18 protein-coding genes are annotated in these 23817 nt (G+C 60.9%); 1 reads left to right on the forward strand and 17 read right to left on the reverse strand.

Annotated elements, in window-relative coordinates; genetic code table 11:
* Window positions 1–105: 105 nt before the first annotated feature.
* The 10 genes from HX790_RS15525 to urtA form a co-directional block, all read right to left on the reverse strand.
* Window positions 106–411, reverse strand: coding sequence for an urease subunit beta (locus HX790_RS15525; RefSeq protein WP_012721964.1), 306 nt, complete (start codon window positions 409–411; stop codon window positions 106–108).
* The gene (locus tag HX790_RS15530; protein WP_017136779.1) at window positions 408–941 is read right to left on the reverse strand and encodes a GNAT family N-acetyltransferase; all 534 of its coding nucleotides are present in this window, start codon (window positions 939–941) and stop codon (window positions 408–410) included. Before HX790_RS15530 ends, HX790_RS15525 begins: the two co-directional genes overlap by 4 nt.
* 5 nt (window positions 942–946) lie before the next feature.
* Complete coding sequence (locus tag HX790_RS15535) at window positions 947–1459, reverse strand: GNAT family N-acetyltransferase (RefSeq protein ID WP_017136778.1); 513 nt, start codon at window positions 1457–1459, stop codon at window positions 947–949.
* 9 nt (window positions 1460–1468) lie between these two features.
* Entirely contained in the window at window positions 1469–1771 is a 303-nt protein-coding gene (gene ureA / locus HX790_RS15540) for an urease subunit gamma (RefSeq protein ID WP_017136777.1), read from the reverse strand.
* A gap of 159 nt (window positions 1772–1930) precedes the next feature.
* A complete protein-coding gene (locus HX790_RS15545; protein WP_099548119.1) occupies window positions 1931–2770 on the reverse strand; it encodes an urease accessory protein UreD in 840 nt (279 codons plus the stop codon).
* Between the two features lie 31 nt (window positions 2771–2801).
* Window positions 2802–3500 (reverse strand): urea ABC transporter ATP-binding subunit UrtE, encoded by a 699-nt coding sequence (gene urtE / locus HX790_RS15550; protein ID WP_065930636.1) that lies wholly within the window; start codon window positions 3498–3500, stop codon window positions 2802–2804.
* Window positions 3501–3628: 128 nt separating this feature from the next.
* A complete protein-coding gene (gene urtD, locus HX790_RS15555) occupies window positions 3629–4462 on the reverse strand; it encodes an urea ABC transporter ATP-binding protein UrtD (protein ID WP_169986495.1) in 834 nt (277 codons plus the stop codon).
* The gene (gene urtC, locus HX790_RS15560; RefSeq protein WP_017136773.1) at window positions 4459–5526 is read right to left on the reverse strand and encodes an urea ABC transporter permease subunit UrtC; all 1068 of its coding nucleotides are present in this window, start codon (window positions 5524–5526) and stop codon (window positions 4459–4461) included. The genes urtD and urtC overlap by 4 nt, the downstream gene beginning before the upstream one ends.
* Window positions 5526–7028: an urea ABC transporter permease subunit UrtB gene (gene urtB / locus HX790_RS15565; protein ID WP_099548121.1), complete on the reverse strand. Its 1503-nt coding sequence runs from the start codon at window positions 7026–7028 to the stop codon at window positions 5526–5528. Before urtB ends, urtC begins: the two co-directional genes overlap by 1 nt.
* A 140-nt stretch (window positions 7029–7168) precedes the next feature.
* Entirely contained in the window at window positions 7169–8434 is a 1266-nt protein-coding gene (urtA, locus tag HX790_RS15570; RefSeq protein WP_017136771.1) for an urea ABC transporter substrate-binding protein, read from the reverse strand.
* Between the two features lie 299 nt (window positions 8435–8733).
* Between urtA and HX790_RS15575 the strand changes: the two genes are divergently transcribed.
* Entirely contained in the window at window positions 8734–14625 is a 5892-nt protein-coding gene (locus HX790_RS15575; protein ID WP_176991763.1) for a DUF4329 domain-containing protein, read from the forward strand.
* A 2-nt stretch (window positions 14626–14627) separates the two neighbouring features.
* Here HX790_RS15575 and HX790_RS15580 read toward each other — a convergent pair whose 3' ends face one another.
* From HX790_RS15580 to HX790_RS15610, 7 genes are all read right to left on the reverse strand, one after another.
* The gene (locus tag HX790_RS15580; RefSeq protein WP_017136769.1) at window positions 14628–15638 is read right to left on the reverse strand and encodes an iron ABC transporter permease; all 1011 of its coding nucleotides are present in this window, start codon (window positions 15636–15638) and stop codon (window positions 14628–14630) included.
* On the reverse strand, window positions 15635–16582 hold the full coding sequence (locus HX790_RS15585; protein ID WP_138450637.1) for an ABC transporter substrate-binding protein: 948 nt from the start codon (window positions 16580–16582) through the stop codon (window positions 15635–15637). The genes HX790_RS15580 and HX790_RS15585 overlap by 4 nt, the downstream gene beginning before the upstream one ends.
* The gene (locus HX790_RS15590) at window positions 16579–17367 is read right to left on the reverse strand and encodes an ABC transporter ATP-binding protein (protein WP_017136767.1); all 789 of its coding nucleotides are present in this window, start codon (window positions 17365–17367) and stop codon (window positions 16579–16581) included. The genes HX790_RS15585 and HX790_RS15590 overlap by 4 nt, the downstream gene beginning before the upstream one ends.
* 117 nt (window positions 17368–17484) lie before the next feature.
* Entirely contained in the window at window positions 17485–19593 is a 2109-nt protein-coding gene (locus tag HX790_RS15595) for a TonB-dependent siderophore receptor (protein WP_176991764.1), read from the reverse strand.
* Between the two features lie 153 nt (window positions 19594–19746).
* Window positions 19747–21129 (reverse strand): PepSY domain-containing protein, encoded by a 1383-nt coding sequence (locus tag HX790_RS15600; RefSeq protein WP_176991765.1) that lies wholly within the window; start codon window positions 21127–21129, stop codon window positions 19747–19749.
* A gap of 116 nt (window positions 21130–21245) precedes the next feature.
* Window positions 21246–23306, reverse strand: coding sequence for a TonB-dependent copper receptor (locus tag HX790_RS15605; RefSeq protein WP_026013683.1), 2061 nt, complete (start codon window positions 23304–23306; stop codon window positions 21246–21248).
* A 93-nt stretch (window positions 23307–23399) separates the two neighbouring features.
* Window positions 23400–23810: a DUF2946 domain-containing protein gene (locus HX790_RS15610; RefSeq protein ID WP_176991766.1), complete on the reverse strand. Its 411-nt coding sequence runs from the start codon at window positions 23808–23810 to the stop codon at window positions 23400–23402.
* Window positions 23811–23817 lie beyond the last annotated feature (7 nt).

The following is a 23817-nucleotide window of genomic DNA, read 5'->3' on the forward strand; positions in this document are numbered from 1 at the left end:
GCCCTGAAAAATAGGTGTTGAATGTGATATCGCTATCGCAGGCAAGCCAGCTCCCACAGGGGAACGCATTCCAACTGTGGGAGCTGGCTTGCCTGCGATGAGGCCCTAAAGGTCGCCCATGATCCGTCCGGCAAACCCGAACACCCGCCGCCCCCCGCTCAAATCCACCAACTCGATCTCGCGACTTTGCCCTGGCTCAAACCGCACTGCCGTGCCCGCCGGAATATTCAAACGCATGCCACGGCTGGCGGCGCGATCAAAGGTCAGCGCATCGTTGGTCTCGAAAAAATGGTAGTGCGAGCCCACCTGAATCGGCCGGTCGCCGCTGTTGGCCACGCTGAGGGTGACGGTGCGCCGGCCGACGTTGAGTTCGATGTCACCAGGCTGGATCTGATATTCACCAGGAATCATGCAGGTTGCCCCAGGGTCTTGAAATAGATGGCGGTCGGGGTGTAGCGCCCGTCCGGGCTTTGGCAGTAGTCGGGCAACTCACCTATCTTGGTGTAGCGCAGCGACTGGTAAAAGGCTTCGGCGCCGGAGCCGGCCTCGGTGTCCAGGTACAGCAGGCCGCGCTTGTGCTGGCGCGCGGCGAGTTCCAGGCTGTTCATCAACTGTTGGCCCAGGCCATGGCGGCGGGCGCTGCTGTGTACCAGCAACTTTTGCACTTCGGCGCGGTTCATGCCGTTGGCTTTCAGGCACAGCGCCAGTTGCACGCTGGCGATCACTTGCTCATCGCGTACCACCACCCACAGCAGCAGGCTGCCCTCTTCGATACTTGCCTGCACGCCGCTCAAATAGGTGCGGGCCTGGGCGTCATCGAAGTCAGCCATAAAGCCGATTGAAGCGCCGTGCTTTACCGCGTCCAGCAACAGCTCAATCAAACCCAGGCGGTAATGGGCAAAACTTTCAGCATTGACTCGACGCAGTTGCGTAGCGCTCATCGATCTCACTCCTTGGGCGGTTCGGCGCCCGGATTCAATGTCAGTTGCATAAAGGTCAGGTCCAGCCAGCGGCCGAACTTGATGCCCACTTGCGGCATTTGCCCGGTGGTGATGAAACCCAGGCGCTCATGCAGGCGAATAGACGCCTGGTTGCCGCTTTCGATAGCCGCGACCATCACGTGCTTGCCGCAGGTTGCGGCGCGCTCGATCAGCGCTTGCATCAGCCGCGGGCCGAGGCCTTTGCCGCGTTGGTCATTGCGCACGTACACCGAGTGCTCAACGCTGTAGCGAAAACCTTCGAACGGGCGCCAATCGCCGAATGAGGCGTAGCCGGTGACTTCATCGTTTTCCACCGCCACCAGAATCGGATAGCCCTGGGTTTGACGCGCAGCGAACCAGGCCTGACGGTTGGCCAGGTCCACCGGTTGCTCGTTCCAGATGGCCGTGGTGTTGAGCACCGCATCGTTGTAGATGTCGCGGATCGCCGGCAGGTCTTGCTCGGTAGCATCACGAATCATGGCTGGGCCTCACGCGATTGGCTGGTGGACGGTCACCAGCTTGGTGCCATCGGGGAAGGTGGCTTCCACCTGGATATCCGGGATCATTTCCGGGATGCCTTCCATCACTTGCTCGCGGCTGAGCAGGGTGGTGCCGTAGTGCATCAACTCGGCCACGGTGCGGCCATCGCGGGCACCTTCCATCAGCGCGGCCGAGATATAGGCGATGGTTTCCGGGTAGTTGAGCTTCACACCCCGCGCCAAGCGGCGCTCGGCCACCAGGCCAGCAGTGAAGATCAGCAGTTTGTCTTTTTCCCGTGGGGTCAAATCCATGGTTCAAGGTCCTTCAAACAGCATTCATAAAAACACCGCAGATCCCCTGTGGAAACAGGCTTGTGTGGGAGCTGGCTTGCCTGCGATAGCGGTGTATCAGGCACACCGCCATCGCAGGCAAGCCAGCTCCCACATAAACTCAGTTCCACAGGTTGATCTTCATGTGCTCCAGATTCTGGGTGGAACCGCTTCTCGCCCAAGCACACTCGGACGTAACAATTTCCATAAATCAATCAGCCAACCCCGCGCCAGCAGCGCCTCACTGGCCAGGCAGCGGGCGACCAGCAAGCCGGGCAGTTGGGTCAGGTCGCCGCGAATCGCATGGGGCAGGGCGCGGCAGGTTTCCAATAATTGAGGGTCTATATCGCCGGTCAGCAACAGCGTGGCAAACACCGGTTGCCCGTCCAGCCCGATGGGCGAGTCGAGCAAACCGTCGGCGCCTACAATGCGCTGGCGCTCATGCCAGAGCAACTGGCCGTCGCGGCGAATATCCAGGTGCGATTGAAAGTGGCCCAGGTCAAAACGTTCACCACTGGCCGGGCGGCCAAGGGCGATCACGTCCCAGTAGAACAGCCGGGCATCGCCTTGCAGGTCGATGCGCGTGCTGAGTTCGGCCTGGGCAGCGCTGAACACGATGGTTTCCTGGGGCAGCCATTCCAGGGTCGCACCAGCTTCCACGGTGAGGTCGAGTGTTTGATAGGCCGGGCCGCTGGCGCGATACCACTTGGCCGCACCGGGGCTGGTAAGTTGCGCCCATGCGCCTGCACCCACGTGTGCGCTGATGTCCAAGCGGTCCCCGCCGGCAATCCCGCCGGGCGGGTGGACGATGATGTGCTGGCACACCTCGGGGCCTTCGGCGTACAAGTGCTTTTGCACCCGCAGCGGGCCGAGGTGGCGGCGCATTACCGGGCGCGTGGTGTCGCCGAAGCGCGCGTAGCCGAGTTCCAGCTCGGCATGCCAGCTGGGGGTGAACAGGGCAGGGGTAACGGGCAGGTTCATGTTTTTTTACTTATCGTCAGGACACAACAGATTAAATCGTAACCAGCCCGCGCACACCCTCGCTTTCCATATTTTCACCTCGGCCCTGCTGCACGATTTCACCACGAGACATCACCAGGTACTGGTCGGCCAGTTCGGCGGCGAAGTCGTAGAACTGCTCCACCAAAAGGATCGCCATATCGCCGCGCGCCGCGAGCTTTTTGATCACTGCACCGATCTCCTTGATGACTGACGGCTGGATGCCCTCGGTGGGCTCGTCGAGAATCAACAGGCGCGGGCGGCTGGCCAATGCGCGGCCAATTGCCAACTGCTGCTGTTGACCGCCGGACAGGTCGCCACCGCGCCGATGTTTCATCTGCAGCAATACGGGGAACAGTTCATAGATAAACGCCGGGACTTCCTTGGCTTCGGAGCCTGGGAAGCGCGAGAGCCCCATCAACAGGTTTTCTTCTACCGTCAGCCGTCCGAAAATCTCCCGGCCCTGGGGCACGTAGGCGATGCCCGCGTGTACGCGCTGGTGCGGTTTGAACCCGGTGATGGCCTTGCCTTCCCAATTCACCGCGCCGTCTTTGGCCGGCAGCAAACCCATCAGGCATTTAAGCAAGGTGGTCTTGCCCACGCCGTTACGGCCGAGCAGGCAGGTGACTTCGCCGATCTTCACGTCAAATGAGAGCCCGCGCAGGATGTGGCTACCACCGTAGTACTGGTGCAGCTTGTCGACTTGCAGCATGTTCAAAACCTCCTCAATTCCCCACTGAGGGAACTGGATCAAATGTGGGAGCTGGCTTGCCTGCGATGGCGGTGTATCAGGCTCACCGCTATCGCAGGCAAGCCAGCTCCCACATAAAGCGGTGCGCGTCAGCGACCGAGGTAAACCTCGATAACGCGCTCGTTTTCCTGCACCTGTGCAAGCGACCCTTCGGCCAGCACGCTGCCCTGGTGCAACACGGTCACGTGGTCGGCAATCGAACCGACAAACCCCATGTCGTGTTCCACCACCATCAGCGAATGCTTGCCCGCCAGGCGCTTGAACAGCTCGGCGGTGAACTCGGTTTCGGCGTCGGTCATGCCCGCCACCGGTTCATCCAGCAGCAACAGTTGCGGGTCTTGCATCAGCAGCATGCCGATTTCCAGGAACTGCTTCTGCCCGTGGGACAGCAACCCCGCCGGGCGCAGTGCCGAGGCGGTCAGGCGGATGGTATCGAGCACTTCCTCGATGCGGTCTTTCTGCTCACCGCTCAGACGTGCGCGCAGGCTGGCCCATACCGACTTGTCAGTCTTTTGCGCCAGCTCCAGGTTTTCGAACACGCTCAGGGCTTCGAACACCGTGGGTTTCTGGAACTTGCGGCCAATGCCGGCCTGGGCGATCTGCACTTCGCTCATGCTGGTCAAGTCGAGAGTTTCGCCAAACCAGGCCTTGCCGTGGCTGGGGCGGGTCTTGCCGGTGATCACGTCCATCAGTGTGGTCTTGCCCGCGCCGTTGGGGCCGATGATGCAGCGCAGCTCGCCGACGCCGATATACAGGTTCAAGTCATTGAGCGCCTTGAAGCCATCGAAGCTGACGCTGATGTCTTCCAGGGTCAGGATGGTGCCGTGGCGTGTGTTCAGCCCCTTGCCGGCAGCCTGGCCGATACCGATGGCATCGCGGCCGCTGCCTGCATCGAAAATAGGTTCAAGCATGACGTTCCTCATTTCTTCAGCAGGCCGATGATGCCCTTGGGCAGGTACAGCGTGACGATGATGAACAGCGCCCCAAGGAAGAACAGCCAGTATTCCGGGAAAGCCACGGTGAACCAGCTCTTCATGCCATTGACCACACCGGCGCCCAGCAACGGCCCGATCAAGGTGCCGCGCCCGCCCAGGGCCACCCACACGGCGGCTTCGATGGAGTTGGTCGGCGACATTTCGCTGGGGTTGATGATGCCCACTTGCGGCACATACAACGCGCCTGCCAAACCACACAGCACTGCACTCAACACCCACACAAACAGCTTGAAGCCACGTGGGTCGTAGCCGCAGAACATCAGGCGGTTCTCGGCGTCACGCAATGCCGTCAGCACGCGGCCGAACTTGCTCTGCGCCAGGCGCCAGCCGGTGTACAAACTGGCGACCAGCAACAGTACGGTGGCCACAAACAGCACCGCCCGCGTGCCCGGCTCGGTGATGCCAAAGCCCAGAATGCTGCGAAAGTTTGTGAAGCCGTTATTGCCGCCAAACCCGGTTTCGTTGCGGAAAAACAGCAGCATCCCGGCAAAGGTCAACGCCTGGGTCATGATCGAGAAATACACGCCCTTGATCCGCGAACGAAAGGCGAAGAACCCGAACACCAACGCCAATAAACCGGGTGCCAATACCACCAGGCACATGGCCCAGAGGAAGTGCTCGGTGCCGACCCAATACCACGGCAATTCGGTCCACGACAAAAAGGTCATGAACGCCGGCAACTCATCGCCGGACGCCTGGCGCATCAGGTACATGCCCATCGCATAACCGCCGAGGGCAAAGAACAAACCGTGGCCGAGGGACAACATCCCCGCATAGCCCCACACCAGATCCAGCGCGAGGGCGACGATGGCGTAGCAGAGGATCTTGCCCACCAGCGTCAGGGTGTAGGCCGAGACGTAAAACGGATTTGCCGGCGACAGCAGCGAGCACAAAGGCAGCGCCAGCAGCAGGATCAAAATCACCGTACCCACCGCTATCGTGATCTTGGGGCCGGCCTTTTGCGCGGCGGTAAGCATCAATGGCTGGTTCATCAGTCGATCACCCGTCCTTTTAGTGCAAAGAGTCCTTGCGGGCGTTTCTGGATAAACAGAATGATCAGCGCGAGGATCAGGATCTTGCCGAGCACGGCGCCGATCTGCGGTTCAAGAATCTTGTTGGCGATGCCCAGCCCGAAGGCGGCCATCACGCTACCGGCCAACTGGCCGACGCCGCCGAGCACCACCACCAGGAACGAGTCGATGATGTAGCTCTGGCCCAGGTCCGGGCCGACGTTGCCGATCTGGCTCAGCGCCACACCACCCAGGCCCGCGATACCGGAGCCAAGGCCAAAGGCGAGCATGTCCACACGCCCGGTGGGCACGCCGCAGCAGGCGGCCATGTTGCGGTTCTGGGTGACGGCGCGCACGTTGAGGCCCAGGCGCGTCTTGTTCAGTAGCAGCCAGGTCAGCACTACCACGCACAGGGCAAAGGCGATGATCACGATGCGGTTGTACGGCAGCACCAGGTTGGGCAGCACTTGAATGCCGCCGGACAGCCATTCGGGGTTGGCGACTTCGACGTTCTGCGCACCGAACACCAGGCGCACCAGCTGGATCAGCATCAGGCTGATGCCCCAGGTGGCCAGCAGGGTTTCCAGCGGCCGCCCGTAGAGGTGGCGAATCACCGTGCGCTCCAGCGCCATGCCAATCGCGGCAGTCACAAAGAAAGCCACCGGCAGCGCAATCAGCGGGTAGAACTCGATGGCCGACGGTACGTAGCGCTGCATCATCAACTGCACCACATACGTGGAGTAAGCGCCGAGCATCAGCATCTCGCCGTGGGCCATGTTGATCACGCCAAGCAGGCCGAAGGTGATCGCCAGGCCCAGGGCCGCGAGCAGCAGGATCGAACCCAAAGACATGCCACTGAAAGCCTGGCCGAGGATCTCGCCGAACATCAATTTGCGTTTGACCTGAGCCAGGCTGGTCTCGGCGGCGGTGTGCACGGCGGCATCGGTTTCGACACCGGGCGCCAGCAGCGCCTCAAGGCGTGTGCGCGCCAGCGGGTCACCGGTACTGCCTAGCAGGCGCACGGCGGCGAGGCGAATGACCGGGTCGGGGTCAACCAGTTGCAGGTTGGCCAGGGCCAGGCTCAACGCGGTGTGCACGGCCTCGTTGGTCTCGGCGGCGACTTGCTGGTCGAGGAATTTGAGCTGTGCAGGTTGTGCGCTTTTTTGCAGGGTTTGCGCAGCAGCGAGGCGCACCTTGGGGTCGGCGGCGAGCAGTTGCTGGCTGGCTTGCACGTTGTCGATCAAGCCGCGCAGGCGGTTGTTCAGGCGCACGGTTTTGGTTTCGCCGTTGACGTTAAGTTGGCCTTGTTGCAGCGCGTCCACCAGCTCGATGCGCGCCGGGTCGGGCTGGGCGGCCCAGTCCTGGAGCAGCTTGGCTTGTTGCATCGGGTTGGCGTTGATGAAGTCTTCGGCGTCGCTGGCGTGTGCGGCAAAGGGAAGCAACAGCAGGGCGGCGAGGATGAGGCGGTAAAGGGCAGTGGGCATAGTCTTGGGCCTTGCTCGAACAAATGTGGGAGCTGGCTTGCCTGCGATGGCGGTGTATCAGATACACCGAGTTGTCTGCATCTCAGGCAAGCCAGCTCCCACAGGGTGTGTGTCAGCCTTAAGGGCCGACACCCCTCGGATCAGTTGCTCTTCACGGCATAGTCCGGCTTTTTGTCATTACCCGGAATGTACGGGCTCCACGGTTGGGCGCGGATCGGCTTCTCGGTCTGCCATACCACCGAGAACTGCCCGTCGGCCTGGATTTCACCGATCATCACCGGCTTGTGCAGGTGGTGGTTGGTCTTGTCCATGGTCAGGGTGAAGCCCGACGGCGCGGCGAAGGTCTGGCCGGCCATGGCTTCACGGACTTTGTCGACATCGGTGGATTTGGCTTTCTCAACCGCCTGTGCCCACATATGGATGCCTACGTAGGTGGCTTCCATCGGGTCGTTGGTCACGGCTTTGTCCGCGCCTGGCAGGTTGTGGGCTTTGGCGTAGGCCTTCCAGTCAGCAACGAATTTCTTGTTCACCGGGTTCTCCACCGACTGGAAGTAGTTCCAGGCCGCGAGGTTGCCCACCAGTGGCTTGGTGTCGATGCCGCGCAGCTCTTCTTCACCCACGGAGAACGCCACCACTGGCACGTCGGTGGCTTTCAAGCCCTGGTTGGCTAGCTCTTTGTAGAACGGCACGTTGGAGTCGCCATTCACGGTGGAGATCACTGCGGTCTTGCCGCCGGCCGAGAACTTCTTGATGTTGGCGACGATGGTCTGGTAGTCGCTGTGGCCGAACGGGGTGTAGACCTCTTCGATATCTTTATCGGCTACGCCTTTGGAGTGCAGGAACGAGCGCAGAATCTTGTTGGTGGTGCGTGGGTACACATAATCGGTACCGAGCAGGAAGAAGCGCTTGGCGCCGCCACCTTCTTCGCTCATCAGGTATTCCACGGCCGGGATCGCCTGCTGGTTAGGCGCTGCACCGGTATAGAACACGTTCGGCGACATCTCTTCACCTTCGTATTGCACCGGGTAGAACAGCAGGCCGTTGAGTTCTTCGAACACCGGCAATACCGATTTACGTGACACCGAGGTCCAGCAGCCAAACACCACGGCAACCTTGTCCTGGGTCAGCAACTGCCGGCCTTTTTCGGCAAACAGCGGCCAGTTCGACGCCGGGTCCACCACCACTGGCTCCAACATCTTGCCGTTCACACCGCCCTTGGCGTTGATCTCGTCGATGGTCATCAAGGCCATGTCTTTAAGCGAAGTTTCGGAGATTGCCATGGTGCCGGACAGCGAGTGCAGGATGCCGACCTTGATGGTCTCTGCGGCCTGGACGGTCCAGGTCAAACCCATGGCGGCAATGGATGCCGACAAAGTGAAAGCCTTGATCAAGCTACGACGCTTCATGGTGCGATCTCCGTAAACCGATAGTGTTGTGGGGCAGATACACAGGGCTTTGCAAAGGCTGTGCCTGCGCCGTGCAGTACCGGTTTCAGGGCGCTATGGCGCCCGTCGCTGTCGCATGGCGCACCAGTGTGGCGCCGCTAAAGCGGCCCCGTGCAGGGCAAGCCTCAAAACGGGGCATCGCGTGAGGGCGTACTTGTTGGGGTGCCTATTTGGCACCCCAGGTCGCCTGCCATTGCCGAAGATGGGCTTTATGGCCGCCAATCCTGGCGCCATGAAGCCTGTCATAGGAAGGTGATGCGATGGCACGAGTCAAACGTGGCTGGTTTGGGGCAGACCCCAAGCCAGAGGTGGAGTTGCCCCCGGTTGGGCCGGGGTTTGTCAGCATGGATGATGCGGCCCGGTATGCCCATCACCAGATGGGTGGCGCGCAGGACAAGGAGTATGGCGGGGTCATTATGCAAAGCCTGGCCGACGATCTGTTTTACGCGACCGACCCCATTGAGGGCGGCGAGAATTTTTTTGATGTGGGCACGGTTCTCAACGAGGACAGTAATAAGCGGCTCCTGCATCCCGAGGGCTATCGGTGCGTGGCGGATTATCACTCGCACCCGGACTTTTTCACCCAGTACAAAAGCAACAACCCTGAGCTTTCAGCTCGTCAGATCAAGGCGCTGAACAGCTTTTATTCCGAGCCTGACTTGATCGGCAATATTCTGGATCCGGTATTTTTCAGCGCCTTCTATGTGTCCGGCCCTGATGGTTCGTTGTTCAAGCACGTCCCCACCCGTTCGGAGGCCGAGCGGCGTTTTGCCGTGTGGCTGCGGGACAAGGAACCGTTCGGCAGGCCCGAAGGCTATGACGGTGTGGTGGAGAATCTATTCAAGAAAGTCGCCAGCGTCAGCCAGCTGTCGATTGTCGTGTCCAACGCCGTGTGGGGCGGCTCTACGGGAGAGGTGCCCCACACATGGACGCCCTACCGGGCCTTCAAAACCAAAACCCAGGAGCTGCCGCCCTGTGGCCCCGTGCAGGCGAGCCTCACCGATGCGCTCAGCCACGCTCGGGCGCGTCTGGCCGCTATGCCAGGGGCGGCCCCGTATGTGTTCCTGCTCAAGCATGATACCCAGGACTTGTATGGGGTGACCGAGCCTTCTGGCACGGTGGACCGCCAGCCCTCGGTGCAAGAGGTTTTTCCCAAGGACATGGATGGCAAACATCGCCTGCCTGCGCATTTTCACTTGATCGGTATTTGCCTGGGCAAGGCGGGCTATGCGGCATTGGCCCAGACCCGGCAACCATGGCTGTACCGCAATTTCTTTTCACCCCCGGAACTGGTCCGGCACCTTTACCAGGGGCGATTGGTGCCTGAACTGCTCAAGCAGTCCGGGCTGTCGATATTTCTTAACACCGAAGATGGCGCGGTGTTGCGCTACACCTGTTCATTCTCGGCTATCGAAGCGCAGCTTTATCGTGTTGAGCCTGACGGCGCGATTGTGGATAACCAAATCGATTCGACCTTGATCGCCGGCAGCCTCAAACCGAGTGAGTTCGTGCAGCGCCTGGCGGCGGCGGGACAATTGACGGTGCTCAAGGTCAGCGCTCCCGGCAAGGGCAGCCAACTCTGGGACAAAACCGGCACGGTCGAGGCGAATTGGCGACCCTTTTCTGGCATTCCCTTACCGGTGTTCAGTCCGGCCTTTGTCACCGCCGATGATGCGGCGCGTTGGGCGCATGCGGTGATCGGCCAGCGTCGTGACATTGAGTATGGTGGTGTGATCTTCAAGCGCGGCAATCGCTTCTACGCCACAGATCCCATCGCAGGAGAGCGCGTTCAATTTGATCACGGGCGCATGTTGGCCCGTGACAGTGAGGGCAAGTTCATCGCCCCTGATGATTACCAGGCCGAGGCCTTTTACCACTCTCATCCCGCCGATGCTGAGGGCATCAAGCGCGCACTTCCACACTTCACGGCGGACCAGGTGCAGGTGTTCAACAACTTCTATTCCGGTGCCGATCAACTCTTCAGCTTTGAAAAAAGAACGTTCGCCAAAGTCCACTATTTGTCCGGGCCAGATGATGTGCTGCTCAAGTATGTCAGCAGTGGCTCGATCGCTGAAAAAACGCTGGACCTGCAACTGCGCGGCGGGCCGGGTGAAACCAGCAGTGATTTCGAGCATCCCATCCGGTTGCTGGCTGCGGCGGGTGAGTTGTGGACAGTGATTGCCAACCCGGTATGGGGAGGCGTTCGCGGGCGTATAAGCAACACATGGCGGATCAGAACGCCGGCGACCCTTGCACCGCAACAACCGTTTTTTACTCAGGTGTTTTCACGGCCTGAGCTTGCGGTGTTGCGTGCACTTTCGCTGGCGGGGAGCGAGGGCGGCCGGTGTGGCTTTGTACTCAAGCACTCCCGTGATGACGCGTATGTTGCGACGTTGGCACTGCCCAAGGGTGATCCACTGTTTTCGCCAAACCTGGTGTTTCCAAAACGCCCAGACGGCAAGCTGCGCTTGCCTTCGCAATTTCGGCTGGAAGCCATTTACTTCAGCAGTTGGTACGAGACCGGCGAAATTGCCGCCCGGGAAACCTGGCTGGCCAGTGCGTTTTTCACCCCGGCGCAGGTGGTGGCCGCCACCCGTCAAGCGCGCGCAAGCCAGGACAGCCAGAACCCGGCCCGTGGGTTGTCGCTGTACATGCTGGCCTCGGATTCATCGCTGTTGAGCTTCAGGGTGCCCGCAGCCACGAACACCACCGATCTGGTGCGGGAAACCGACACGGGCGAGCTAAACGATAACGGTGCTCAGGCGGCCATGCTCACCGGTACGTTGAGCCCTCGGGCTTACGTGCGCAGGGTTATTGCGGCGACGGACCTTTCGGTGGTGCAGGCCGGAGGATTGTGGCGCAAGGTCGGGAGGGTAGATAACCGCTCGAACCTGATAGAGTCGTTTTACAAGGCAACCCTTAGCCGTTCGTTTCTCTCGGCGCGCGATGCCGCGGTGTATGCCCATGAGCAAATCAACAACTGGCGTGGCGGCTACTACGGCGGTTATATACTCAAGGGCGAAGACGGCCGTTTTGTTATCACTGAGCCAGTGTCCAGTGCGGCCAACCCATTTGCCTTCACTCTGTTTTTTCCACGCGACGGTAACGGGCCGTTGATCCCGCCGGAGCCTTATGTGTTGCATGCTCGCTACGGTTCCCATACCGCTCTGTCGATGGTGAGCCCGGCCTGGGTTGCGCGGCGCGGCTGGACGCATGAGGAGGCGCAGATCAACCTGCAAGTGTTCTCCGATGATGAAATGTACTCGATCATTCCGGCCGGTCGCGTGGCGTACCTGTCGGGGGCCAGTGATTGCTTGTTGGAGTACACCCCAAATCATTCGGCGCAGGAACAGTTGCTGCTGGCCAATATCGGCCCGCAGGCGGGCGACAACAGCCTCGGCAAGCGCCTAGACAGCGGGCAGATCCGGCCGGCCGATTGGGTCCGGCGGCTGGCCGAGGCGGGGGACTTCAAGATCATCCTGGGCAACCCGTTATGGGGCCAGCGTTCGGTGGTCTACAACGACTGGACGCCTAACTATTCCTACGCACCAAGATCGGGCCCACCTGACTACACCACCTACGGTGCCGTATTTGCCAGTGCCGATGAGGCGGCCCGTAACCTGCACGGACGCGTGCATGCGCGCAACTTCGCGCAGGCGGCCTGTTTTGCTTTCATCCTCAAGCATAGGGACAAGGAGCAGTACATTGCCAGCGAGGTAGTGGGCGTTGTCAGTGAGAGCGAACTGTTCAATCTCAACAGCCTGTTTGAACTTAAGCCCGAGGGGGGTTACCAGCTACCCGATGGTTTTATATTGCACGGGCTGTTTCGCTCGCAGCAATGGTCACGTGCCGGGCAAAATACGTCGAACGCCTGGTTGACGCTGTTTTTTGTCACGCCAACAGTATTGTTCTCTGCTCTTTTTGCCGCTATTCGGAGTGGCCCGAGCAACCTGTCGGTGTACTTTTCCACCCTTGATGGCGCGCTGTTGCGGTATGAGCCCCCGCGGCTTGACGTCAAAAGTGGCGGCCCGGCAGATACATTGCTGACGCAGGCGCAGCAAGCATTGGACTCCGGCGAGAAGACACCCCAGAGCTTCCTCAGTGAGTGGGCGCTGAAGGGAATGCTGCATGTGGTACGTACCAGCCAGTTCTGGGATAAAAAAGGTCAGGTCGCCCCTAGCTGGAGCAGTTACGCAACCCTGACACCGCGGCGTTTAAGCCCCTGCTTCGCGAGTGCCGACGATGCAGCCCGCTATGCAGCTGCCAGGGTGAACAACGGATACTATCGGCGTTTTGCCGGGGTGATACTCAGGCTGGGAAATGGTCTGTTTGTCTCGACTGAACCACTGGCGCTTCCACCTCAAGGGTTGGCATTACACTGGATATACCCGGATCGGGCTGCTGATTTAGCGCTTTACCCTCAGAACAGTACGATTGTTGCGCGCTATCGTTCTTTGATAGATCAAGAGGGGCCGTTGTTGTTATCCGTCGCCCAAAAAGCCATCTATAAAACCATGATACCGACTGCGGTATTGTCAAACCTGTTGCGTCGTGAGGCCCACCTTAACCGTGAATATGTGTTTGGCCCCAGTGGCTCGATCCTCAGTTACCACCTGTCGGGCTCTGCCGAGGAGGAGCGACTCAAGGATCGTCTCGCGCCACTTAACAAGGTCAAGGGTGATTACGGTGACAACAGTATTGAGCAGCAACTTCGCAGTGGCACGCTCTCGCCGCAGGACTTCATCACCGAGGTGGTGAAAGCCGGCAATCTGAGCGTGATAGAAGGCGATGGGGTATGGGGCCCGCCCAGAAAGTTGGCGGGGGATTTTGTGGCGAATATACCGCCAACCCATCCTGGGGATATTCGCGCTGTGTTCATGGACGCGCCCTGCAGCCCGATTTTCACCCGGGCGGTCGATGCCGTTCGTTACGCTCAACGCCTATGGAAGCCTCAAACCGAAGTGGCCTTCGGTTACGTACTCAAGTCGGCTAACAAACCGTTCTATAAGGCAACCCTGGCGCTTGTCAGAGACGACTTTGCTGATTTTAAACAGGTCTTTATCGACGGCCAATTGCCACAGGGCTATGTGTTTGATGGTTTGTATCTCTGTGCTTCGACCGTGGCCATCGCCGGTAGCAATGATGAAATGGCGCGCAGTTTTTTCCCGCCCCAGTACATCGCCAAGGCACTCAACGTTGTCACCTATGCACGTAACGGCAGTGCTCCGACGCTGTATCTGTTGTGCAGCGACGGTGCGCTGCTCACGTATGAGTTTCCCAAAACGGCGCCGTTGTACCCATGGACGAGCAAGGCACATATCGAACGCACACAATTGCTCGATGGCTCCCTTACGGTACGTGATTATGTGCGCCGCCTTGCGGGCGCGGGGAAGTTGTACATTCGGGTGACCAGTGAGGTCTGGGGTAAGAAAGAGAGGGTCACTGAGCATTGGGAGCCGAATAAAGCGCCTCATGCTTTCGGCGACGATCCGCATTTTCATTCGTTCTGCGGCCCGCTGTTTACTTACACCGATGATGCGGCCCGCTATGCACAAGGCTTGGTTGCACCGTTCAAGGGCAAGCAGTACCTGGGCGCTGTGCTGGTGCCGGGGCAAACGCCGGGGTACGTCGCGCTGGACCCGGTGGAAGATCAGGGTACGGGAAGTACCAGTACCCTGGAATTGTTGTTCTGGGCTGATCATGCCGGGTTTGATGTACCGCCTGAAAATACACTGAGTACCTACAAAATCGCCGCTGTGCAGGCGTTCTATAAAGCCATTGCGTCGACGTCCAGCTTTGAAGCGATAGATAAAGAACTCTTGGGTAACTTCGTTGCCAAGGACGATCTTCACGACTACGTGTCGGTAGCCAGGGCGAATGCCCCTGACGCCGAGAGTTGTTATCTGTCCTGCCGCAATGGTGCGCTGCTCAAGTACGTACCGGCGTTTACGGCATCTGAAGACCGATTGCTTGCCCCGGGTATGGCACCAGTGCCCCGTGTGTTCGTTGCGCGATTGCGAACCTTGGGCAAATTGTCAGTGCTGGTCACCGATGCCTTCTGGAGAGTTGCTGGGCCATTGGGTGAGGAGTGGAGCGAGGCAGAGCCGGAACCCGAAGAGTTCTGGTATGAACGGAATCGGGACGAACTCTGAGTTCAGCGCTTACGCATCAACCCGATAAAAAACAGCCCGCCAATCGCCGCCGTCGCCACGCCAATGGGCAAGTCTTCGGGGGCGATCAGGGTGCGGGCGGCGACATCAACCCACACCAGGAACAGGCTGCCCAGCAACGCGCACACCGGCAATAAACGCCGGTGCTCAGCGCCCACAAGACGCCGCGCAATATGCGGCACCATCAGCCCGACAAAGCCTATGGAGCCGCTGATGGACACCAGCACACCGGTCATCAACGACGCCACCAGGAACACCTTCAAACGCACAGAACGTGCGTTCATGCCCAGGGTCACGGCGGTCTGTTCGCCGGCCATCAATGCGTTCAGCGGCCGCGCCATGCCCACCAGTATCAACAGCCCCAGCAGCACAGTCGCAGTGGGGATCGCCAACAGTTCCCAGCGCGCCAGGCCCAGGCCGCCGAGCATCCAGAACATCACCGCCGAGGCGGCGCGATGGTCGCCCATGAACAGCAGCAGGTTGGCCACCGCCATCATCACGAATGACACGGCTACGCCGCACAACAGCAGGCGATCACTCTCCAGGCGGCCGTTACGACTGGCCACGGCCAGCACCACCAGCATGCTCAGCAGCGCACCGATGAAGGCGGCGATAGGTAAGGTCAGCAAGCCGACGACTTCCCCTACGTGCAACACCACGATCACCGCGCCGAGAGTGGCGCCGGAGGTCACGCCGAGCAGGTGCGGGTCGGCCAGCGGGTTGCGCGTCACCGCCTGCAACACGGCGCCGATCAACGCCAGCCCGGCCCCGACCAGTGCGCCAAGCAACATGCGCGGCACGCGGATCAACCAGACGATATGTTCCTGGCCGGTGCTCCAGTTGACGTCACCGAGGCCGAAGGCCTTGTTGAGCAGAATCCGCCACACCACGTCCGCCGGCACCCGCGCCGAGCCAAACCCCAGCGAGATCACGCAAGAGACCAGCAACAACGCGCCAAGCGCACTCAGCAGCAGAGCATAGCGGCGGCTGATCATTCGCCGTGGAATCCTTTGGCCAGGGTTTCCACCGCCAGCACGTTGTCGATGCCTGGCGTTGCCTGCACATACGGGATCACGATAAAGCGCTGATTCTTGATGGCGTCCACCGACTGCAACGCCGGGTTATCCAGCAGGAATTGTTCTTTTTGCGCGGCGGTGATTTCGCTGTAGTCGACAATCACGATCACCTGCGGGTTGCGCTCCACCACGGTTTCCCAATTGACGCGGGTCCAGCTGGCGTCGATGTCATCGAGGATATTGCGCCCGCCTGCGGCGGTGATCAGCGCTTGCGGCATGCCCAGGCGGCCGGAGGTCATGGCGCGGTCTTCGCCGCTGTCATAGAGGAACACCCGAGGCTTGTCGGCGGGCAGGTGCTGTTGCACCTCGGCCACTTGCGCCTGCATCTGCGCGATCAAGGCCGTGGCGCGGTCCTGCACGTTGAAGATCTTGCCCAGGTTGCGCAGGTCGTTATAGGTGTCGTCCAGGGTCGCGGCCGGGCGCTTCATTACGAAGGCGCAGGACTCGGTCAGCTCGTAGACGTTGATGCCCAGTGGCTGCAAGGTTTGCGGCGTGAGATCGCCGCCCACGCGCATGCCGTAATCCCAGCCGGCGAAGAAGAAATCCACGTTGGCGTTGAGCAGGGTTTCCACCGACGGGTATTTGCTCGCCAACTCCGGCAGGCCGTCGAGGATTTCGGCCATTTGCGGCGTGACCGACTTCCAGCCGGTAACGCCGCTGTAGCCGGCCATGTGATCCTTGAGCCCCAGGGCGAGCATCATTTGGGTCATGTTGATGTCGTGGCTGACCGCGTATTTCGGCGCTTCCTGAAAGGTCACGTCGCGGTTGCAGCTTTTGACGGTCACCGGGTAATGGGTGGCTTCGGCAAACGCTTGGGCAGTGCCGAACAACAACGCGAGAGACAACAGGGAGCGCAGGATCATGGTTGGGTTATCCAGGTGATTCGGGGGTAGCCGGCCAAAGGGTGAGCGTCGATCAAGGCTTCGACGCCGAAGACATCACGCAGCAATTCGGCGGTCAGCACTTGGTGAGGCGTGCCGCTGGCGACAATGCGCCCATGGTTGATCACGTATAAACGGTCACAGAAAGCCGCGGCCAGGTTCAGGTCATGAATGCTGGCCAGGGTGCCGATGTTCAAGCGCTTGACCAGCCGCAGCAGCTCCAACTGGTAGCGTGGGTCGAGGTGGTTGGTCGGCTCGTCGAGGATCAACAATTGCGGCTGCTGCGCCAAGGCGCGGGCGAGGATCACGCGCTGTTTTTCACCGCCCGAGAGCGTGGCGAACGCGTGGTCTTCAAAGCCGTGCATACCGACCGATTCCAGCGCCTGCCGGATGAGATGCTGGTCGTGCAGTGTGTCGCCATCGAACAACCCCTTGTGGGGCGTGCGGCCCATGCCGACCACTTCGTCGACGCGCAAGCCGAAGGTGTCCGGGAACTCCTGCAGCACCACCGCGATGCGTTGTGCGCACCATTTGGCGCTTTGTTTCCACACATTCTGGTGTTCGAGCAGCACGTCACCGCGTTCGGGTTTGCTGAAGCGATAAGCGCAGCGCAACAGGCTGGTCTTGCCGCTGCCATTGGGGCCGATCAGCCCGACAAACTCGCCCGCGCCGACCTGCAGCCCGGCATCCCGCAGCTGGAAGCGATGATTGCAGTGGTCGTGGCCGGGTGGGGTCCAGCCAAGGTCGGTGAGGGTGAGTGAGGCCATCAATATTCTCAAGTTCAACACAGTAAATTGTGGGAGCTGGCTTGCCTGCGATAGCGGTGTATCAGGCAGACCGCTATCGCAGGCAAGCCAGCTCCCACACTAGTCCATGTGTTTCGGTTAGAAGGTGTAGTCCGCCGTGACGAAGAACGAGCGCGGCTCACCCAGTATCCACTGTTGGCCGTTGTTGTACTGGCTGACGGCGTAGGTGCGGTTGAACAGGTTGTTCAGCTCAAGGCCCAGGGTGGTATTGCGCATGGCCCTCCACGATACGCTGGCGTCGGCCACGGTGTAGCTCGGCACTTCGCTGCTGTTGGCGGTGTCGGCATAACGGGCGCTGACGTAACGCACACCGGCACCGGCGCGAATGTCATCGGTCACCGCCTTGCTCAACCACAGGTTGGCGGTGCGGTTCGGCACGTCCACCGGGCGGTTGCCGTCGCGGGAAACAGCCTGGCCGTTGACCACTTCGGAAAAGTCGTCGTACTGCGCCCGCACAATGGCCGCATTGGCTTGCAGCTGCCAGGCGTTGGGCAGTTGCAGGTCCAGGCTGGCTTCCAGGCCGTTGGAGGATTGCTGGCCGACTTGCTCCTTGAGGGTGGTGCCGGGGATGCTCACCAGCAGTTTCTTTTTGACGATGTGATAGGCCGCCAGGGTCCATTCACCACGCGCGTCCCAGAACGCCTGCTTGAAGCCGATTTCGGCCTGTTTGGCGGTGGACAAACCAAACTGCTGCTGGCTCGGGCTCAGGCTGATCAGGCTGCCGACACCGTCGGTGCTGGTGGCGTACTGGCCGTAGACCGAAGTGCTCGGTGTGATCGCGTAGACCAGGCCGGCTTTCCAGTTGTTGCCGGTCAGGGTCTTGTCGGAATCTGTGTTCGCAGCCGTCAGATCATTGCTATCGATGTGCAGGTAGTCGCGGCGCGCGCCAGTGATCAGCGAGAGTTTGTCGGTCAATTGCAGGCGGTTTTCGGCGAAGGCTGCGAGTTGTTTGGTGGTGGTGACCGCTTGGGGGATGAATGGGCTGCTGCTTTCAAACGGCTGCGGCACCGGGTACTGAATATCCACCGGCTGGCCGCCGCCTGGCACGTCGTTAAACGGTGCGTTACTGGCCAGGCGGAAGCGAATGCGGTTGTATTCAACGCCCGTCACCGTCTGGCTGTCGAGGCCCAACAGCGTGTGTTTAAACGTGAACGTCTGGCGGTCACCGAGCTGTTCCTGGTTGTGCTTGATGCCCAGGTAGTCCTGGCGCACCAAACCGCCATTCACAAAGTTGTAGCTCTCGGCGTTCTGCCAGCGGCGCTGGTTTTTCAGGTACGACAGCTCGTTGGTGGCGGTGACGTTGTCGTTGATCTGCCACTCGCTGGTCAGGCGCGTCCACTGGTCGTTGTAGTGCTGTTTGTCGTCGCTGACGTTGTAGTTCTTGTCGCGCAGGCCTTTGTGCAACTGGCCGTTGATCAGTGGTGTGCCGTAGTAGTTCTGCGGGCTCTGGTCGCCATAGTCGTGGGCCAGGGTGAAGCTCAGGGTGTCGGCCGGCTGCCAGCGCAGCGCGCCGCTGACGAAATCGCTGGCGGAGTCGCCGCGTGCGATGAAACCGTTGCTGCGCAGGCGGTTGACGTTCAGGCGGTAGCTCAGTGTGTCAGTCAGCGAGCCGCCGCTGTCCAGCGCTTGCTGTTGGCGGTCATAGGAACCGTAGCCCAGGCGCACATGGTTTTCGATTTCGCCGGTGAACGGCTTCTTCGCAATCGTATTGATCACCGCGCCGGTGGCGCCCTGGCCGTACATCACCGAGGCCGGGCCGCGCAGCACATCCACGCGCTCAACCGACCAGGTGTCCACCGGGAAGGTGGACGTGCCTGCGCCGTCGAACATGCGCTGCCCGTCGTACAGCTGCAGCACCGAACTTTGCCCGGTAAAACCACGGGCCTGCAACGACGTGCCGCCGTCGCCCGGCGAGCCGGTGCGGCTGATGCCGGTGGCGCGGGAGATGGCGTCCTGCACACTGGCGTCGCCGCGTTCGCGGATCTTCTCGCCGGTCTGGCTCTCAACGCTGCCTGGCGTTTGCAAGGCCGTGAGGTTCAGGCGCGAACCGGCAGTGGTCGGTGTGTTCAGGTCGACACGTTCGTCATCCACGGCGGGCGCGGTCACGGGGCTGGCGGGCAGGGTCAGCGCCTGGGCATTGTTGTGCAGGGCGAGCAGGCATACGCCGCACGCAAGGTACTTGTTCATCGGTCGATCAATCGCTTCTTGAAAGGGTGTGCTCGCCGCAGGGCGCGGCGAGCAACGATAACGCAGAAAGTGTTATAAGTTAACACTTATTGGCTGCGCGACTAAAGTCGCGCAAGGCTACAGAAGGCCTCTGCCGTGGGCATCTCGCCTGCCTCATGCAGAACCTGAGGCCGATTCACGTTGGCCGAAAAAGCGCGCCAGCACCAGGCGATCCAAGGCCCACACCACGATCAACGAAGCGCCCACCAGCGGAAAAATAATCGCCAGCGCGAGCATGATCACCATCGCGGTTTTCCACTTGGGCAGGTCATGGCGCAACGGCGGAACGCCCAGCCCACCTTGTGGCCGACGCTTCCACCAGATCACCACGCCACTCACCGCACTGAGCAGAATCATCAAGCAGATCACCAGCACGATCAGTTGATTGACCCACCCGAACATCTTGCCCTCATGCAGCATCACGCCGGTTTCGGTGGCGCGTGCGACGAGGTTGTAGTGTTCCCAGCGTACATCGGCCAGCACTTTGCCGGTGTACTGGTCCACATGCAGGGTCGCGTCATTGCGTGGGTCGTTGGCGAACACCGCGACAGTAAACACGCCTTCGGCAGTGGTGGGGAACGTGATGCTGTAGCCGGGTTCGACCTTGCGCGCGTTGGCCAGGTCGACCACTTGTTGCAGGCGTACAGTCGGCGCGGCAGGGCCTGAATGCATCGCACCGTGGTTCATATGTTCGGCGTGGTCGCCGGACATGGGCATTGGCGTGTTCTCCATTGCCCACGGCACAGTCTGCTGGCTGGCCGTATTGAGGCTGCGCGCTTGCTGGTCGGACTGCGGCACGTTGTTCCACATCGCGGCGGGAAACTTATTCCACAGCTCGGCGTATTGTTTGCCCCAGAAGCCGGTCCAGGTCATGCCGCTGAGCAGCATCACCAGCAAAAATGCCGCGCCCCAGAAACCGGCGACCGCATGCATATCGCGCCAGAACACTCGGCCACGGCTGTTCAAACGAGGCCACAATACGCCCGCCGAAGACTTGCCGCGTGGCCACCACAGGTACACGCCGGATACCACCAGCATCACGCCCCAACCGGCGGCGAGTTCCACCAGACGGTCGCCGACGGTGCCGATCATCAGTTCGCCATGCAGTGCGCGGGCGATGGCTTGCAGGTTGTATTGGGCATCCTGTTCACCGAGGACGGTGCCGCGATACGGGTCGACGAACACCGTCACTTCACGGCCATCGTTGTGCATCACGAATTGCGCGCTGCTGGTGGCGTCGGCGGGTGGCAGGTATTTGCTGATTTTGCCCTGGGGAAAAGCTGCCTGGGCGCGTTGCAGTTGTTCGTCGGCGCTGAGGGCGTGCTCGGCGCTTTGCACGTTGAGCAGGTTGCCGTACATCAGCGGGTCGAGCTGGGGTTTGAACAGGTAGATGATGCCGGTGAGGGCCAGCAGCACCATGAACGGGGCGACGAAGAGGCCGGCGTAGAAGTGCCAGCGCCAGGCCAGGTTGTAGAAGGAAATTTTTGGGGTGGTCATCATTAGGCTCCGCAAGGCTTTAGATATTTTTTGTCTGTCAGGCCGCTATCGCAGGCAAGCCAGCTCCCACATTTGGAATGCATTTCCCTGTGGGAGCGGGCTTGCCCGCGATGCTTTTAGAAGCTCATGTCGACTTTGGTCCAGAGCGTACGCCCCGGCTCCTTGATGGCTTGCGGGTCGTTGGCCGGGTAGCCGAAGCCTGCGTTACCCGCCAGGTTCAAATGCTCGGCATAGGCTTTGCCGAACAGGTTGTCGACGCCCGTGCTGACCTTGAAGTTTTTATTGATGCGGTACGCCGCGTTCAGCGAGAACACGCCAAAACCGCTGCTTTTGTCGAAGTCCTTGCCGACCACGTTGCCCTTGTTCTGGTCGATGCGGTTTTGCGCCGCGACCACACGCCACAAGGCGCCGGCGCTCCAGTCGTCCTGGCTGTAGGTGAGGCCCAAACGCGCGTCCAGCGGTGGCATCTGCGGCAGCGCCTTGCCGTCGCTGGTGTTCTTGCCCCAGGCGTAGGCGAGGCTGGCGTCGGCTTTCCAGTGCTGGGTCAGTTTGTACGCTGCGCCCAGTTCACCGCCCATGATGCGCGCGTCGACATTGCGGGCCTGGGACGTGGTACCCATCATGCCGGGCTTGTAGTCGAACAGGATAAAGTCCTGCACCCGGCCGATATAGCCCGAGGCCCAGGCTTCAAGGTCGGCGGTTTTGTACTGCGCACCGAAGTCGAGTTGGGTGGTTTTCTCCGGCTTCACGCCGTCGAAGGCATTTACCGAACCGACCGCGCCGGTGTTGGGCGAAAACAGCTCCCAGTAATCCGGGAAACGCTCCGAATGGCCGAGCCCTGCGTAGACGGTGGTGGGTGTGTCAGCCAGGTCGTGCTCATAACGCACAAAGCCCGATGGCAAGGTTTCAGCGCGAGTGTTGTCGGCGGTCGGGTTGGGGCGCGCCATCATTCCCGAACCGGTGGTCTGGCGGAAATCCTTGGCCGAGGCGCGGTCCAGGCGGGCGCCGGTGATCAGCCGATCGCGGTCGGCGGCGTACCAGGTCAGCTCGCTGAACACGCCGTAGTTGTGGAAATTGGCATCCTTGACCCGTGGCAGTTCCTTGTAGGTGTCGATGCCCATGCTGCTGCGCTGGCGATGCTCGTTGGTCTGCGCATCCAGGCCGCTGATCAGTTGCACATCGGCCCAGCGCCAGGTCGCCTTGATGCGTGCACCGAGGGTGCGGCGATCGACGTTGGAGGCCATCGGCCCGGCCATCATGCCGGTGCCCGACGGCGTACGCAGGCTGTAGTTGTCCATCACATGGTCGGCGTAGTTGTAGTAGACCTGCGCTTCGACCTTATCCAGTACCTCACCGATATTGGACTTTTCAAACCGCAGCCCCAGGCTTTCGCGCAGAAACTGCGAGCCATCCATGCCGCGCCCGGCGTAGCGCGCTTCGCCATCGCCACGGCCGGCAGTGAGCTCCAGCAGGGTGTCGGCATCGGGGGTGAAACCGACGGCCACGTCGCCATTCCACTTGTCGTAGCGCGAGGCGACGGTGTTGTTATTGCCGTCCTTGTAGTCATCGGCGTGGGCCTGATTGCCGATCACCCTCACATAGCCCAAAGGCCCACCGGCAGCGGCATCGACCACCTTGTCGAAGCGCCCGTTGGAGCCGGCCAGCACACTGGCATTGACCCGTGTGCCCAGCTCGCCGAACTGCTCGGGCTCGCGGTCGAACAGGATGGTGCCGGCTGACGCGCCAGGCCCCCAGAGCACGGTTTGCGGGCCTTTGATCACGGTGAGCTTGTCGTAGGTTTCCGGCGAAATATACGAGGTGGGCGCGTCCATCCGCCCTGGGCAGGCGCCGAGCATCATGCCGCCATTGGTGAGGATATTCAGGCGTGAACCGAACATACCGCGCAGCACCGGGTCGCCATTGGTGCCACCGTTGCGCACCAGCGCGAAGCCGGGGATGGTCTTGAGGTAGTCGCCGCCATCGCTGGCGGGCACCGGTTGGCGTGGGTCTTTGGGGTTGGTGACAACGGTCAGCGGTGAGCTGGGGGCGATTGCGGTGATCACCGTGGGGCTCAACTCATGATCTTCAGCCTGCGCGTGTGGTGCCAACAGCGCGCCACACAGAACGGCGAGAACGGGGGTACATCCCAATCGGGAGTCAGCAGAAAACCTGGACATGACAAATTCCATCAATCAATCGTAAACAACACGGCCAGCAGCCTGCGGCTGTCTGTCTAAAGTCGGCCGGTGTGAAGTGATGCTGTGAAGTGCTTACGAAGCGATAGGCGGGGCGCGGCTGCGGGCGCCAGGGAAGATGCTCTGCCGGGCGTGGCCCAGGCGGGTGGCGGGCGTCAGGGCATTCGCCGGTGGCGGGGTGCCGAGGCTGACATGGGAGATGCTGCCGGGCAGGGCCGGGCAACTGAAGAGCAGGTCGCAATAACCGCACTTTGCCCAGAGGGCGTGGTGTTCGCTGGGAGCTGGCGTGTGCTCGCTATGGCTGGTCGACGGCATGTCCATGGACATTTGCATCGACATACCGGCGTGATGATCCATCGGCATCGCTTGGGAAATCAGCGGACCGATAAAAATCATCAACATGGCGAACAGGCTGATCCAACTGCCGCGCGCCAGGCTCATGGGCCTGCGGCGGTGTGGCGACAACCTGGCGCGAGGGGCGCCCATTTACGTT

The sequence above is a fragment of the Pseudomonas sp. IPO3747 genome (genome assembly GCF_013385245.1).
Classification (GTDB): domain Bacteria; phylum Pseudomonadota; class Gammaproteobacteria; order Pseudomonadales; family Pseudomonadaceae; genus Aquipseudomonas; species Aquipseudomonas edaphica.